At 66.4% G+C, this 13,812-nt stretch carries 13 protein-coding genes and 1 pseudogene; 5 read left to right on the forward strand and 9 right to left on the reverse strand.

Features of this window, described 5'->3' with window-relative positions; genetic code table 11:
- The first annotated feature begins 4 nt into the window (after nucleotides 1-4).
- Nucleotides 5-1,030, forward strand: coding sequence for a hypothetical protein (locus ACIBTM_RS39740; RefSeq protein WP_395882299.1), 1,026 nt, complete (start codon nucleotides 5-7; stop codon nucleotides 1,028-1,030).
- Between the two features lie 123 nt (nucleotides 1,031-1,153).
- Here the strand turns inward: ACIBTM_RS39740 and ACIBTM_RS39745 are convergent, their stop codons facing one another.
- Complete coding sequence (locus tag ACIBTM_RS39745; RefSeq protein ID WP_395882300.1) at nucleotides 1,154-1,501, reverse strand: hypothetical protein; 348 nt, start codon at nucleotides 1,499-1,501, stop codon at nucleotides 1,154-1,156.
- Between the two features lie 928 nt (nucleotides 1,502-2,429).
- On the opposite strand from ACIBTM_RS39745, the gene ACIBTM_RS39750 reads away from it, so the two are divergent.
- Nucleotides 2,430-3,134 carry a DUF3558 family protein gene (locus ACIBTM_RS39750; RefSeq protein ID WP_395882301.1) on the forward strand — a complete coding sequence of 235 codons (705 nt, stop codon included), beginning with the start codon at nucleotides 2,430-2,432 and terminating at the stop codon, nucleotides 3,132-3,134.
- A 137-nt stretch (nucleotides 3,135-3,271) separates the two neighbouring features.
- Here ACIBTM_RS39750 and ACIBTM_RS39755 read toward each other — a convergent pair.
- A pseudogene (locus ACIBTM_RS39755) lies at nucleotides 3,272-3,484 on the reverse strand (transposase); the annotation flags it as partial.
- Between the two features lie 78 nt (nucleotides 3,485-3,562).
- On the opposite strand from ACIBTM_RS39755, the gene ACIBTM_RS39760 reads away from it, so the two are divergent.
- On the forward strand, nucleotides 3,563-4,099 hold the full coding sequence (locus ACIBTM_RS39760; protein ID WP_395882302.1) for a hypothetical protein: 537 nt from the start codon (nucleotides 3,563-3,565) through the stop codon (nucleotides 4,097-4,099).
- Nucleotides 4,100-4,235: 136 nt separating this feature from the next.
- Here ACIBTM_RS39760 and ACIBTM_RS39765 read toward each other — a convergent pair whose 3' ends face one another.
- The 5 genes from ACIBTM_RS39765 to ACIBTM_RS39785 all read right to left on the reverse strand — a co-directional run bounded on the left by ACIBTM_RS39765 (nucleotide 4,236) and on the right by ACIBTM_RS39785 (nucleotide 10,537).
- Nucleotides 4,236-5,033 (reverse strand): methyltransferase domain-containing protein, encoded by a 798-nt coding sequence (locus ACIBTM_RS39765; protein ID WP_395882303.1) that lies wholly within the window; start codon nucleotides 5,031-5,033, stop codon nucleotides 4,236-4,238.
- A complete protein-coding gene (locus ACIBTM_RS39770; protein ID WP_395882304.1) occupies nucleotides 5,030-6,274 on the reverse strand; it encodes an MFS transporter in 1,245 nt (414 codons plus the stop codon). Before ACIBTM_RS39770 ends, ACIBTM_RS39765 begins: the two co-directional genes overlap by 4 nt.
- Nucleotides 6,271-7,617 (reverse strand): cytochrome P450, encoded by a 1,347-nt coding sequence (locus tag ACIBTM_RS39775; protein WP_395882305.1) that lies wholly within the window; start codon nucleotides 7,615-7,617, stop codon nucleotides 6,271-6,273. Before ACIBTM_RS39775 ends, ACIBTM_RS39770 begins: the two co-directional genes overlap by 4 nt.
- 738 nt (nucleotides 7,618-8,355) lie before the next feature.
- Nucleotides 8,356-9,939 (reverse strand): TROVE domain-containing protein, encoded by a 1,584-nt coding sequence (locus tag ACIBTM_RS39780; RefSeq protein ID WP_395882306.1) that lies wholly within the window; start codon nucleotides 9,937-9,939, stop codon nucleotides 8,356-8,358.
- 319 nt (nucleotides 9,940-10,258) lie between these two features.
- A complete protein-coding gene (locus ACIBTM_RS39785) occupies nucleotides 10,259-10,537 on the reverse strand; it encodes a DUF3892 domain-containing protein (protein WP_395882307.1) in 279 nt (92 codons plus the stop codon).
- Nucleotides 10,538-10,758: 221 nt separating this feature from the next.
- Here ACIBTM_RS39785 and ACIBTM_RS39790 point away from each other — a divergent pair, with 221 nt between their 5' ends.
- Nucleotides 10,759-11,313: a hypothetical protein gene (locus tag ACIBTM_RS39790; protein WP_395882308.1), complete on the forward strand. Its 555-nt coding sequence runs from the start codon at nucleotides 10,759-10,761 to the stop codon at nucleotides 11,311-11,313.
- Between the two features lie 14 nt (nucleotides 11,314-11,327).
- On the opposite strand, the gene ACIBTM_RS39795 is transcribed toward ACIBTM_RS39790, so the two are convergent.
- Nucleotides 11,328-11,720 carry a MerR family transcriptional regulator gene (locus ACIBTM_RS39795; RefSeq protein WP_395882309.1) on the reverse strand — a complete coding sequence of 131 codons (393 nt, stop codon included), beginning with the start codon at nucleotides 11,718-11,720 and terminating at the stop codon, nucleotides 11,328-11,330.
- Between the two features lie 59 nt (nucleotides 11,721-11,779).
- Here ACIBTM_RS39795 and ACIBTM_RS39800 point away from each other — a divergent pair, with 59 nt between their 5' ends.
- Nucleotides 11,780-13,153 (forward strand): MFS transporter, encoded by a 1,374-nt coding sequence (locus ACIBTM_RS39800; RefSeq protein WP_395882310.1) that lies wholly within the window; start codon nucleotides 11,780-11,782, stop codon nucleotides 13,151-13,153.
- 11 nt (nucleotides 13,154-13,164) lie between these two features.
- Here the strand turns inward: ACIBTM_RS39800 and shbA are convergent, their stop codons facing one another.
- Nucleotides 13,165-13,791 carry an RNA polymerase sigma factor ShbA gene (gene shbA / locus ACIBTM_RS39805; RefSeq protein WP_395882378.1) on the reverse strand — a complete coding sequence of 209 codons (627 nt, stop codon included), beginning with the start codon at nucleotides 13,789-13,791 and terminating at the stop codon, nucleotides 13,165-13,167.
- Nucleotides 13,792-13,812 lie beyond the last annotated feature (21 nt).

Below are 13,812 nucleotides of genomic sequence, written 5' to 3' on the forward strand. Positions count from 1 at the left end.
CCGGATGACAACACCACGCATGACGGTGATCAAGGTTGTTCGTGCGGTTGCGTTCATCGCGACGCTCGCGCTTGCCGCGTGGGGCGTGCAGCACCTAGCTAACCACGGCAGCGACGCGGTGCCTACTAAGGAGGCTCCCGTCACAGTTGTGACATACCAACGTGATGGCGCGGTCGATGCTGGACAAGCCCTTCGCTATGAACGGCTGACTGGGCCGAGTCGCACGATCGTGCGCGACAGTTCCGGCGCAGTGCTCATGACCCTTACCGACGGGACACGCACGGTGCTGCTCACCGGGCCCCGGCGAACCTTCGCCGAACCCCAGGCCACTGACGCCTCCGTGGTGACTTCGGCCTGGGTACGCCTGCTCAGCACCGAGTGGAGGGCAGGAGACGAGCAGGCACCGTGGTTCGGCCCCTGGTTTGCGCAGATTCGCGCCGACCGAAGCCCGGACGTCCTCGCCGCAACTCTGCAGTACCAGGATGGCGCAGCTGACGAGCGCGATGCCCGTGGCATTCGGTTCCGTGGTGATGCTGCCTTCAGCCTCACAGCGGCGGACTTCGCCGACTATCTCGGAGTTCCGTGGAGTTTCCCCGACGGTATCCTGCACAAGTCGTCCGTCCGCGACTACGGGACAATCGATAGCTCAGGTTTCATCCGACTCGTCTACGGATATCGATTCGGTTACCCGCTTCGCGGCGGCAACTCCGTGGGGCCCGGCCTGCCACGCCGGGCCAGTGCCATCGCTGAGCTGAGTCCAGGCACGATTCTGATTCCTAATGCACGCACAACGGCGACCGACTACGCCGCACTACAGCCTGGCGATCTACTCTTCTTCGACGTGGAACCTGCTGACCCCGAGCTTGATCACACTGCGATCTACCTAGGCATCGACACTGAGGGCCATCACCGGTTCATCTCCAGCAGAGAGCGTGCCAATGGGCCCACGCTGGGTGACATCGGCGGCGCTTCCGTGCTGGATTCAAATGGTCTGTATGCCCAGTCCTGGCGTTCGGCACGCCGGATCTGATCGACGTGGTAGGTCCGCACGCTGCGACGTCCAGGGGAGAACTACCGGTCGGGTTACATCGGTGGAGCAGAAGATGAGACCCTAGCTGGCCGGATGAGGGCTCGTGCTCCAGTTTTGCTCCAGCTACTGAACAGTAACTGAAGTTCGCCACGTCAATTTCTCAAAGTGAGAACGAGAAAACCGCCTTAGCTTGGCAAAGTTGCCAGGTGGACGGGCGCTCCCAATGAGCGGCGGTCTCGCGGATCGGCGTCCGCAGGTATCGGTCCAGGTGATGGTCGCCGGCCCCGCGTCGGTGCAGAGCCCGACGCCCATGACGGCGTGATGCCAGGTGCCGTAGTCCCATCGCACGGGTTCGGAAGAGAAGTTGTGGACATCCCAGTAGTCCACCGCCAAGAGCTGGCGGCCCTGAAGCCCGCTCAGCCTTGCCTCGAATCGCGCGCGCAGATCGTCAACCTGCTCCGTCGTTTTCACGCGATGATCCTTCCCGGTTATCCGGTCAGACGCACCGTAGTTATGGAGGACGAGGTACCGCCGCAACAGTCACCGAGCGTCCGGTCATGCCGCTATGAGGACCCTTAGGGCAGGCGGCTGGACCCGACCACACCGCCCGGTCGTCGCAGCCGTCAGGCTCACACCTAGCTGAGGAAATGCTACGAAACTGAGACTGACCACTGTCGTCTCCGATTGGGCTCCGTTGCCGACGTAGAGCCTGACATAGGCCGACACGCAGCGACACTCAGCTCTGACGGAAATGGGGTGCTGACCTGCGCAAACTGGTAGAAGCTGGTATCCAATGGCACGGGCCGACATGTCGGAGCTGCGGTCTCATAATCCCTTGGCCGTCGGTTCGAGCCCGACCCGGCCCACCACGTCAGTATCATTGCCGACCTGCGGGGATGTTGGTCCTTCGGCGGCAATTTCGCCTCGGCGTTACTCGTGACTGGTCTCCGTTTGCTCCGGTGTGCCGATAGTAGGAGAAGTGCTTTGCGGAGCCGGTTGGTGGCGTAGCAGCCTTTCTCGTCACAACCAGATCGCCGTGCCCGGAAGAGCGCGATCCCGGCTGCTGTGCGCTCACTCCCAGCTGGATTCCGTCGGTGTGTTCCAGGGGTGCGGAACCGGTCAGCGGGGCGAAGACGGCGCCGAGGCTCATCGACCTCGCTGGAGACGGTTTTCCGTTGCTGGAGAACGGTTTTCAGGCTGTCGGCGCTTCTGGGCAGGATCTTGTCCGCGGCGGCGGTGCCAACAGGGGCAGCTCCGCCCCTGTTGGCGTCACATCACTCACGGGTGGTCGTCGGACACGCGATCATCCTCTTCGCGTGTCGCCGACACGCTCCCAGCCTGTTCGCAACCGCAGTCCTGGTAGCCTCTGTGCACTTTGCATGGGGGAGATGAGCGCAAGATGCCAAACGTGGAGTGCCTCGGCTATCTGAGAGCCGGTCGAATCGCAGTGTTTGTCGCCGCGTCGGCAATGCTATGGCTGGTCGGGTGTTCGTCGGACAAGTCTGGTTCGGCGCCGCAAGGCAAGGTCGCCGAGGGCGTGGCCCCGTCGTCCGCTGACCCGGCTACCAAGGCATCCACTCCGGACGCTTTGTGTGAACTTCTCACATCGGCTGACCTGTCGACACTTGCCGGAGAGGTGTCCGATCCGAAGTCTTTGGCTGTCGGCGGATTGCCCGCGTGTCACTGGGATACGCCTGCCGGGGGTCGCGTCCAGGTGATCGGTGCGTCAGCGGAGAAGTGGGCAAAGCAATTGCCTGCGGCAATAGAGCAGGTGAAGAAGTCGGGACTGCTCGACGATCCGGAGACGGCTCGCAAACTGGAAGCAGCTCGCGACCTGATCGCCTCAGGCAAGGAGATCGCGCCGGATCGTGCCTGTGAGCTGTTTTCTACGCTGCTGGAGGTTCAAGGACTACCGGCCGGCAGCTCCCGCACCGTGAATCTGATTCCCACTCGGGAGAACCCCAAAGCCATCAACGGACAAACCTGTAGTGGAGGAAGATTTACGTCCGTCCAGCTCGTCGCGCCGAACCTGAGTGGATCCGACGATGAGGCCTCGAAACTGTCGAGCGTGCTGACGAGGGTACACGAACGCAACCACGGCTAAGCGCCATCCAGCCGCGGTTGCGTGCAACATGGCGGCGCGTTTCCACCTTATCGAGAATCCCGACGTCGAACTCCTCCACCTGCGGTGCCGATGTCATAGTCGAGGAACGGCACGAACTCGTCCCAGGCGTTACGTCACAGCCTAATCATCGCCCGATATTTCGCCCCCATTTCTCTTCGAGTTCGTCCAGTGCGGCCCTCGCGGCGTCGGGATCGGGGCCGTATAGATGGGTTTGATATCTCGTTTCACCGCATCCCAATCCCGGCGAGAAGCGAGCCGGAAGGTGTTCCGGATCAAATGGACGATGCACGTTCGGACGATGGTTGCGGCCACACGTTCGTCACGACCTCCGTTGCCACGGGATTCGGGTCACTCGTGCTGACTTCGCCGTCACCGGACTTGTCGGAGGCGCCTGCGAAGATGGCGGCATGACGGAAGAACCCCTTGAGGTTGATTCGGATCGCCGGTTCCGGCTGGAGACGCTGTGCGATGTCGTCCAGGCTGAGCTGGCGGCAGCCGGGTTGCCGGTGGCCCCCGGCGGCCTTTCGACCGGCGTCGCCGGTACGGTCGTGTCGGTCGACTTGCCCGATCTGCGCGGAGTGCTTGTCGACTGGCGGGAGCACGCGATCCTTCTTGACGCGGGGCAGGAAGCCTGGGCCGACGACCCGCATCGGGAAGGCGAGGAATGCGCCGCGTTCTCGCAGTTGATGTCTGCGATCGGCGAGGCGATGGCCGAGGCGATCCGGAAGATCCTCACTGCTGCCGGGCTTGAGGTAACTAGCACTGACAACGACTACGCACCTCACGAACTCCTGGTCACCCGCAGAGTGACCCCGTCGGTGTGGAGCGCGCGACGGGATGCCCAGTTCACCCGGCGGCATGACTCGATGCTCGCAGCCTGGAACGCGCGGAACGCTGCTCAATGCCCGAACCCCGACTGCGAGACCCACCACAGCAAACATTAACGAGACTCGAACCCCTGACACACGCCCAGCCAGTCAGGTCCAAGCAGGCGCTGACCTGCGATTTTCGAGACTCTACTGGTCCGCTGGAGCAGCTGTGGCCAACCGCCCACCTCGGCAGGCACGGTTGCCTTGTTCCTCAATAGAGCGTGAGCGCCTTTCTTTCGGTGGACTGCCGCGGCTTCCGGCAGACGAGGAACAGGCTTCCCTCGTCCCACGGCACGTCGAGCCGGCCCGGGTGTTGCCCGTACCCGACGGCGCGCACCGATTCGACTACGAATCCAGCCCTCTCCGCGAGGACCGATATCTCTCCCAAGGAGAAGTAGTGGACGTACGCTGTGGCCCGCCGGCCCGCCTTCCCGTAGATGACGTCGCGCCGCTCGCCGAGTCCGGCGTCGAGGAGGTGTGTTCCCCACTCGTGCCGGTCATGGAGGTTGAACACGTCCAGTAGCAGCACACCATCGTCTCGCAGCAGCCGGAACAGTCCGCTCAAGGTGGCGAGTCGCAGCTCGACGGTCGGCAGGTGCCCGAACGACCACAGGCACAGCGCGGCGCTCATCCTGTCCGGCGGCGAATCATCGAGGTCGTCCAGGGACTGCGCCGTCCGGATCCCACGCTGCGCCGCACGAGCCATCATCCCCGGGGCGTTCTCGATGCCGGTCAGCTCGACCGGGGTCGCGAGTGCGGCGGCGATCTTCACCTCGCGCCGACCGGTACCGCATCCGAAGCTCACCACCCGGCACGGTGACTCCAGCCGCGCGAGCCGCTCGATCACCAGACGGTCGATCGCGTCGCAGTAGAGCCGGCGTTTCGTCGTTCCGGCGTCGAAATCGTCGTATCCGTGGGACTCTTGGTCGAAGTAGTCGAGGCACATGTGGACGAGATTCTGTGGTGTGAATCCGTCCACATTGGTCACGAAGTTGTAGGCGGCCTTCACCGGTCGGCTCCTCTCAGCCGCGGCGCCGTGGACGCGGGCCCGGCGCTTTCGGACAGATACGGCCGCCCACGAAGCGCGGCCAGACCGCCGACACAACCCAGCAGCCCGGCGACCGCGGCGGCGATCTGTGGTTCGACGATCTGCGCGGCCATACCGATCAGCCCTATGGCGACTCCTTGACTCAGCATGAGCCCGGCCCCCGCAAGAACCATTCCGTGCCCGCGCAACCCTTCGGGCAGGTTCTCTACGTACACCTGGTCCGCGGCGATCGTGTAGGCGCTCGCCGCGCCGGCGACGACGAGCGCGGCGAGGACCACCGGGAGCGGAGGATCCACGACCAGCGCGCACAGTGGAAGACACATGCCGACGGTCAGCCACGGGACCAGCCGCTGTCTCCGGCGTGAGCTCAGGAATCGTCCGACCAGGATGTCACCGGGAACCATGCCGCACGCCGGTGCGCCCATCAGCAACCCCACCGCCACGGTCCCGGCACCCAGGTGCTCGGCGTAGGGCGCGGCGAGCGCCCCTGGACTCATCGCGCAGGCAACGGGAACCCACTGCAGAGCCAGCAACCGGCGCAGCCTCGGGCGAGCGAGGATGACTCTGTTGCCCCTCCAAGTCCGCCTGACCGTCCCGTTCGGACGCTCCACCGACATAGCCGGTCGTGACTTCATCCCCAGCGCGACGACGACGGCGGACACCGCGAAGGTGGCGGCATCGATCGCCAGCGCGGTGCGTGGTGTGACCGCCAGAAGCAGGAGCCCACCGAAACCGAATCCCGCCACCTGGCCGACCTGGACGGTGATCGACATCAGGGAGCGTCCGATGACATAGCCCTCCGGCCCGAGCAGATCAGGCAGGACCGACTGGCGCGCGCCCCGGAAGACCGTGGCCACCGTCCCCGAGCAGAAGACCAACACGAGCAACATCGCTACCGGCATGCCCGGCAGGATCATCGGCACGACACAGCACGCACGCGCGCAATCGCCGAGGATCATGACCCGCCGGGGCGGCAGGGAGTCGACGATGGCCGCGAACGCGGTGATGGCCAATACGCTGGGCAGGAAGCCCGCTGCGGTTGCGGCCGCGGTCAGCAACGGGGAGCCGGTACGGTCGTAGACCAGTACCGCCACCGCCACCTTGCTGAGGATGTCTCCGGCGATCGACACGACGTGTGCGACGAACAACGCGCGGAACTCGCCATTGCGCAGCACGTCGCCATACGTCGGCCCGCGTGTCACTCGGCTGCCTCGACCTGCCGGGCGGACGGCCCTGTGCCAAGGGAGCCCTTGCGCTCGGTGAACCGAAGCCGCAGCCCGCTCGGGGTGATCTCCCTGCTGGCATCCGGCGTGACGACACATCCGGGGACCGCGTTGATGCGGAACCTGCGCACGACCATGGCCGTCAGCAAGGTCATCTCGATCATGCTCCAGGCCAGGCCCATGCAGATCAGCGGTCCGGCCCCGAACGGTGCGTACGCACAGTCCGGCAGGTCTTCGGTCTCCCCGCCCTTCTTCCAGCGGTCCGGCTTGAACGTCTCGGGATCGCTGAACCAGCGCGAATCGCGGTGGATGACATACGGGGCGACCATCATCATCATGCCGGGCAGCACGTCGTACTTCCCGACCGTCGTGCGTCGCACCACCTGCCGTCCGGACAGCCAGTTGGGCGGCCACAGCCGCAGTACCTCTTTGACAACCTGCTCCGTGAACGTCAGTTTCCCCGACTGCTCCCACCGAATGTCCGGACCATCCGGCAGTACACGTAGCGCTTCGGCCGCCACCCGGTCCTGAACGCCGGGATACTCGGCCAGGAGATGGAAGATCCACGCCATGCCCGGAGCCGGCGCGCCCTGGGCGGCCAGCATTGTGGCGATGAGCGTCTCGCAGATCAGCTGGTCGTCCAGCTGACCAGACCGTCCGGTGGGCGTCATCACGATGCTGAGCAGATCGTCCTCGGCCGACCGCTGCTCGGCGCGGCGCCGATCGATCACCGTCTGGATCCGCCGTTCGAGTTCTCGGTTGGCCGCGGCCACCTTGCGGTTGCGCCGGGTCGGCACCCACGGTGGTACATCCACCGGGCTGGCGATGACGGGCAGCAGCGCCCAGAACAGATCCTGCTCGCCGCCCGCCACGATCGCGGCGTCGGTTTGCCCGAAACAGAGTCGCGCTCCCAGCTGTGAGGTCAGTTTGCGCATGTCCGGCACGACGTCCAGCGTGCCGTCCGCCGCCCACGTATCGAGGTGCTCGGTGATGGCGCCGGCCAGGATCGGAACCTTGGCCTGCAACGCCTTGGGCCGCATGCCACGCATCCGAGACGCCCGGGAATGCGCCCACTGCTCCTGGAGCTTGGGGTCTTCTTTCTGCCTGCGGTGGAGAAAATTTCGGTCCGGCACGAAATCCTGGTACGTCCGGCGGTAGACCTCGTCGGCCGCTCCCGGGGCCGCCGCGACGGCGATGCGCCGGTCGAACATCCAGACGTCGCCGAACTCACGGCTGGATTCGACGATGAAACCTAGCCGGTCTTTCTCGTAAGCGGAAATATTCCCGCTCAGCAGCTTTCCCCTGGGTCCTGGCGGAAGCATTACGATCTCCCCTTCGAATGCGGCGACAATCGAGTGTTCGCGTCGAGTGCGGTGGGCGCCCACCGCACTCGACTACCGTGGTACGAGAACTACCTGTCGGCTCAGTACTTGTAGAAACCGGCCATCGTGGCGCGGCCGGTGAGACGGGCAAGGGTGAACTTCAGCGTGGTCATGCGATACCTCCTGATATGAAAGGAATTTCTACCGCGCCAGAGAGAAGTTCCGGAGCTGCCAGTGAACTCCTCGACGCTCCGATGACGGTAGGCCGCAGTGGTTCGTCCTCGCCAAGCTTTTTCGCCACAGCGAAAAAGTGCAGGCCCAGCGTCCGTACGGCAGTCCGATGGCGAAAGTTCCTCAATCTGTTTGGTGCTCCAGCTACAGTTCGTGAACTTGGTGTCATCGCTGGTAGTGGCTTGGTGCTGGTGACGGCGTCGCCGTTGTGACCACCCAAGGGTGACGAGAGTGTCTTGATCATTTTTTTGGGGGCTGGGGGCCGGCGACGCATCCGGCGACACTGGCTGACATGCCGGATCTGCGGTCTCGTAATCCCTTGGCCGTCGGTTCGAACCCGACCCGACCCACCGCAACTGTCCAATAAGGACACAAGAGTCCGCCATGTTCGGCTTATTCAAGGGGTAGGGCAAAGGTGGCGGGAGCCAGGCATGTCGCGAAAGCCACTTTCGAGACGTCTGATGTCCCGAAAGTGGCTTTCGCGACATGGCCGCGCGCCCGACCTCGTCAGAACGGCCAGTCCGCGCTCCGCCCCGCTTCGAGGAGCGGGATCATCGTGAAAGCGGCGTCCGTGAGGCCGCCGAAGGTGTGCCGGTTACCGCGCCCGGACGCCGAGTGGCCCCGCTCGTAGCCCGCGAGGTTCCACGTGTACAACGCCGTATCCTTCGGCACCGCATGGTCGACGTTGCCGGACGAGTGCTGCTCGTCGGTCAGGATCACCACCCTGTCGTGGTAGCCCGGACGCAGGTGGCGTTGGATCGCGCCGACGGTGTCGGTGCCCGCGCCGATGAAGTAGCCGCCGTTCTTCCACCGGTCGAGTCCTCGCAGCAGCGACTCACCTCCGGGCATGCCGAAGGCCTTCGAACCGGTGCCGCCGTAGTAACCGTCCGAGAACGACACGACATCCGCCGTCTCGCAGCGGGCGCCGAGCGCGATCCCGAATATCGCGGCCGCGTCCCAGCGCATCAGTGTGCCGTCCTTGCTGAAACCCGCGTTCATCGAACCCGAGGTGTCGACGAGGATCAGTGTCCTTCCGGCGAGCCGAGGTACGTTCGCCAGCGACTCGGAGATCGCCTTCTCCAGGGCATACGACCAGCGAAGCGACGGCGCCGCTCGATACGCGGAGAGGAACCTCATCGGGAACTGCCGCGACTTCGCGACCTGTTCAGGATCGGCCAGCCGCGCCGCGACACCCCCGGCCACCTCGTCGGACACGCCGGCCTCGTCGAAGTTCCGGAGGTTCCGCAGCAGAGCCATGTAACCCATGGAAGGGATCACGGCTTCCCAGGCACGCGCGTCCATCGGGCCCTGGAGCCAGCCCGCCAAGGACTCCCACGTCATCCCCGCCCGCCGGAGAACGGTTCGCGCGGTGTCGAGTTCGGGGCGGCTGAAGAGGACGCGCCGCTTCTCCTTGTCCCATGCCATGAGTTCCGCGCGGGCGGCGAGGACCGCCAGTTCGGCGGGGATGTCGCGGCCGGGGTTGAACCGGACGTCGACGATGTGCTTGAACAGGGCGTCCTGCACCGGGTCCTTCGGATCCGGGTGGGCCAGGCCGAGGACGTCGGCGAACCGGAAGGCGCGCGCGTCGGAGTCCCACTTGAGGAACGACTTCTCGTTGAAGAGCCGGACGGCCGCGTCCGCGATGCCACGCTTGAGCGGCTTCGGGATCTTCTTGCCGTACAGCGAGGTCCAGTACGCGAGCAGCTCGCCGGGTTCGTCGGCGCGCTGGAGCACCGAGCCGACGACGGCACGGTTCGCGATGGGGGCGGCATACGACGGGGCACCGGCGAGCCGGGCGCGGACGTATTCGGCGGCGCCGACGATCGCGGCGGTACGCATGTTCGCTTCCGTGCGGAGCCAGCGCAGGAACCGCGCGGTCCACTCCGGGGCGGCGAGCGCCGTCTCGTGGACGAGGCCGGCGTACCGCGTGTCGCGCTTGTCGCCGGTCTCGTAGAAGGTGTTCTCGCCGACCATGTTGGTGACGGCGAGCAGGAACAGTTCGGACTTGGTGTCCCGCGCGTAGCCGTCTCCGCCTTCGTAGGTGACGCCGCCGGGACTCGGCTGTGTGCCGGTGGTGTTGAACTTCGACACCCTCGACCCTCGTTTCGTTCGAGGGGAGCTGTGATTCCGGATGAGGCCCGAGAAAAAGTCGGTGACGGTAGCTGTCCAATGCTCTACCGACTGAGCTACCGGCAGGATGGCTGCCGGGCGGGGCTCGAACCCGCGACCCTTGGGTAATCGAAGTAACCGTCGCCTGCGCACCGGGCACATCCGAAATCGTGGCTCCCGAGAAATAGTCGGTGACGGTGACGTATCGGAGAGGAAGTAACCGTTACCTGCGCACCGGGAGTGCTCACTCAACCTAACAGAGCGCTCGTGCGCACGTCTCCGGAATTACCGGCCCGCCGCCTCAGAAGCGGGGAAGCTCCAGCAGGTTGTCCTTCCAGATCCCGTCCGCGCGCGTGCGGAGGAATTTCGGGCCGAAGGTCGGCTTGATGATCTCCACGGCCACCCGGCGGATCCCCTCGTCCACGTAGGCCTTCCCGTCGTCGTCCTCGAGCCACGCCACGATCGCCGAAACGAAACTCTCGCCGGTCTCGCCGCTGCCGGGGTTGATCCAGCGCAGTTTCGTGATGCTCTCGTGGAACTTCCCACCTTCGAGCCGCGCTGCGATGATCTTGATGGCCATGGTGCTTACCTCTTCGGCTGGGTCCCCTCGAAGCTAACCGGGGTAAAGCGGTACTCGCCACCTGCCCGCACCCCGTTACGCCGTCCGGCAGCCGTGCCTCGAACGTTACGAGTTCGAGCGCGGGGCGTCGTTCTGAGTCAGATGACGCAGACCGCGCGCGTTCCGCCATGTCACTGTCCTCGCGCCGCCGGGAGCACCGGACGGCGGAGAGGGGAACGGACATGTGCGCTGCCCACAAGAGTCCGGCCGCGGCGGGAATCGCGCTGGCCGTGGTGGTCTTGGCCGGTTGCGCGCCGGATCTGGCACCGGCGGCCCGGCAGGTGGCGGTTTCGCCGTCCGCGGCGGTGGCCTGGATGAACGGCTTCTGCGGCGCGGTCAAGGACTTCATCGACGGCAACAACCAGATGCCGTCGGCGAGTGGCGAGACCGTGGAGGCCGTCAAGAAGAGTACGAGCGATCAGCTCGGGCACTACGCGGAGATTCTGGCCAAGACGGTCGACGGCCTCGGCGCGCTGCCCGCCGCGCCGGTTCCGGCCGGAGACGCGGCGAAGCAGGAGTTCCTCGCGAAGTACACCGCGGCGCGCGACAAGACCGTGAAGGCGAAGGCGGGTCTGGACGCCGCGGGGAAGAACGACACCGCGGCGCAAAGCCGTGCGGTCGAAGGGCTCATCGCCGCCCAGAAGGACACGCACAGCGCGCTCGACCCGGTCGCGGCCGTCAGGAGCGCTCCGGAGCTGAAGACGGCCGCGGCGACCGCGGAACGCTGCCGTCCGTGAGCGGCGTGGCCGTCCTAGCCGACGCCGCCCAGCCGGGAGGCCTCGGCCAGGACGGAGGGCGGCGCGGTGGCGATCACCTGGTCGAGGGTGCCGCGGGCGGTGGTCAGTTCGGCGATCGCGGCACTGAGCCTGGCGCGTTCCCGGTGGAGGTCCAGCAACAGCTCCGGGCAGTCGGCGATGAGCCGGCCGCCCTCGGAACCCATACAGGGCAGCAGATCGGCGATCGTGGTGGTGGACAGTCCCGCGGCGAGGAGGTTGCGGATGTGCTCGACGGTGGTGACATCGTCTTCGGCGTACACGCGATAGCCGCTCGGGAGACGCTCCGGCCGCAGCAACCCTTGTTCCTCGTAGTAGCGCAGAAGACGCTGGCTGACACCGGTCCTGCGTTCCAGCTCGCTGATGCGCACGGCCCCTCCGGAAACTCGCCCTTGACTCTCACATTCATGTGAGACTTTAGCGTCACGGCATGTCCGACCGAAAACTCGAAATCTCCGCCGGCCCACGGGAATGGCTCGGCCTCGCCGTGCTCGTCCTGCCGACCGCGTTGCTGTCCATGGACGCCACGGTGCTGTACCTGGCGCTTCCCAGTCTTGCCGCCGGGCTGGCCCCGAGCCCGGGCCAGCTGCTGTGGATCTCCGACGCTTACGGCTTCCTGGTCGCCGGTTTCCTCGTCACCATGGGCACGCTGGGCGATCGCATCGGCAGGCGACGGCTCCTGTTGATCGGCGCGGCGGCCTTCCTGGTCGTCTCGGTCATGGCGGCCTACGCGCCGTCGGCCGAACTGCTCATCGTCGCCCGCGGCCTGCTCGGCATCGCCGGTGCCACGCTCATGCCGTCCACCCTCGCCCTGATCGGCGACATGTTCCGTGATCCACGGCAGCGTGGGGTCGCGATCGGGCTGTGGTCCGCGGGCCTGTCCGGCGGCGTGGCGCTCGGTCCGGTGGCGGGTGGGCTGCTGCTGGAGTGGTTCTGGTGGGGGTCGGTGTTCCTGCTCGCCGTCCCGGTGATGGTCCTGCTGCTGATCACGGGCCCGTTCCTGCTGCCGGAGTACCGCGACTCCGAGCCCGGTGAACTGGACCTGGTGAGCGTGGCGCTGTCGCTGGTGGCCGTGCTGCCGCTCGTCTACGGCATCAAGCATCTCGCGGAGGGCGGATCGGCGGTGGCGGGCGGGACCGCTCTGCTGCTCGGCTGCGTCGCCGGAATCGTGTTCCTGCGACGGCAGCGGGGGTTGAGCGTGCCTTTGATCGACCTCCGGCTGTTCGCGGAGCGCCCGTTCCGGAACGCGCTGGTCGTCCTCCTCTCCGCGCTCGCCTGCGTCGCCGGGATCTACCTGTTCGCCGCGCTCTATCTCCAGCAGGAAGCCGGATTGTCGCCGATCGCGGCCGGTCTGTGGTTGGTGCCCTCCGCGGCCGCGATGGTCCTCACGTCGGTCGCGGCTCCGGCCCTGGCTCGCCGGATCCCGGTTCACCGCCTGTTCGCTTCGTCGCTCGTGGTGTCGGCGCTCGGCTTCGGCGTACTGGCCCTGATCCCGGCGGAAGAGGGGATCGCGCCGCTGGTCGCCGGTCTTGTGCTGATCTATCTGGGCCAGGGGCCGGTGATGGCGCTGAGCACGGAGATCGTGGTCGGCGCGGCACCACCGGGCCGGGCCGGTGCGGCATCGGCGTTGTCGGAGACCAGCGTGGAGTTCGGGCTGGCCCTGGGGGTCGCGGTACTCGGCAGCGTCGGCACCTTCGTCCAGCGCGGGCACGGTTTCACCGCCGGGCTCGCGGTGGTCGCGGCGATCGGCGTGGTGGTGCTGTGCGGGCTCGCCGTACTGGCCGGCCGGCGACCGGATGCCTGAGCGGTGACGACTCAGGTATCCGCGAGGATCCTCCGCAACCGCGTCAAAGCCCGGTGCTGCGCCACCCGCACGGCGCCGGCCGTCGACCCGACCACACCGGCGGTCTCCTCCGCGGACAAGCCCACGACGATCCGCAACACGACGATCTCCCGCTGCTTGTCCGGCAGGATCCGCAGCAGTTCGCCCATCCGGTCGCTCAATTCGTTGTGCAGCGCGTGTTGTTCCGGGCCCGCGGAATCCGAGATCCCGTCGGGGACTTCGGCGACCGGCTCGGTGCGGTTGCGGGCGGCGGCACGGCGGGCGTCGGCGACCTTGTGCTGGGCGATGCCGTAGACGAAGGCGAGGAACGGCCGTCCCCGTTCGCGATAGGTCGGCAGCGCGCGGAGGATCGCCACGCAGACCTCCTGCGCGACGTCGTCCGCCGAGGCGTACGTCCGTTCCTGTCTGCCGATCCGCGACCGGCAATACCGGATCACGAGCGGGCGGACGGTGGACAGCAGCTGGTCCAGCGCGCGCGGGTCGCCTTTCCCGGCGGCCGCGACGGGTTCGTCGAGGGTGTACCACTGCGACGGCGCCACCTGTTCGGGTTCCGACTCCGCCGGGGCCCCGGGCGCCACCAAGGCGAGTTCCCTGACCATCGCGCGGTTCTTGATCCGGGC

The organism is Amycolatopsis sp. NPDC049868, assembly GCF_044461365.1.
Lineage (GTDB): Bacteria > Actinomycetota > Actinomycetes > Mycobacteriales > Pseudonocardiaceae > Amycolatopsis.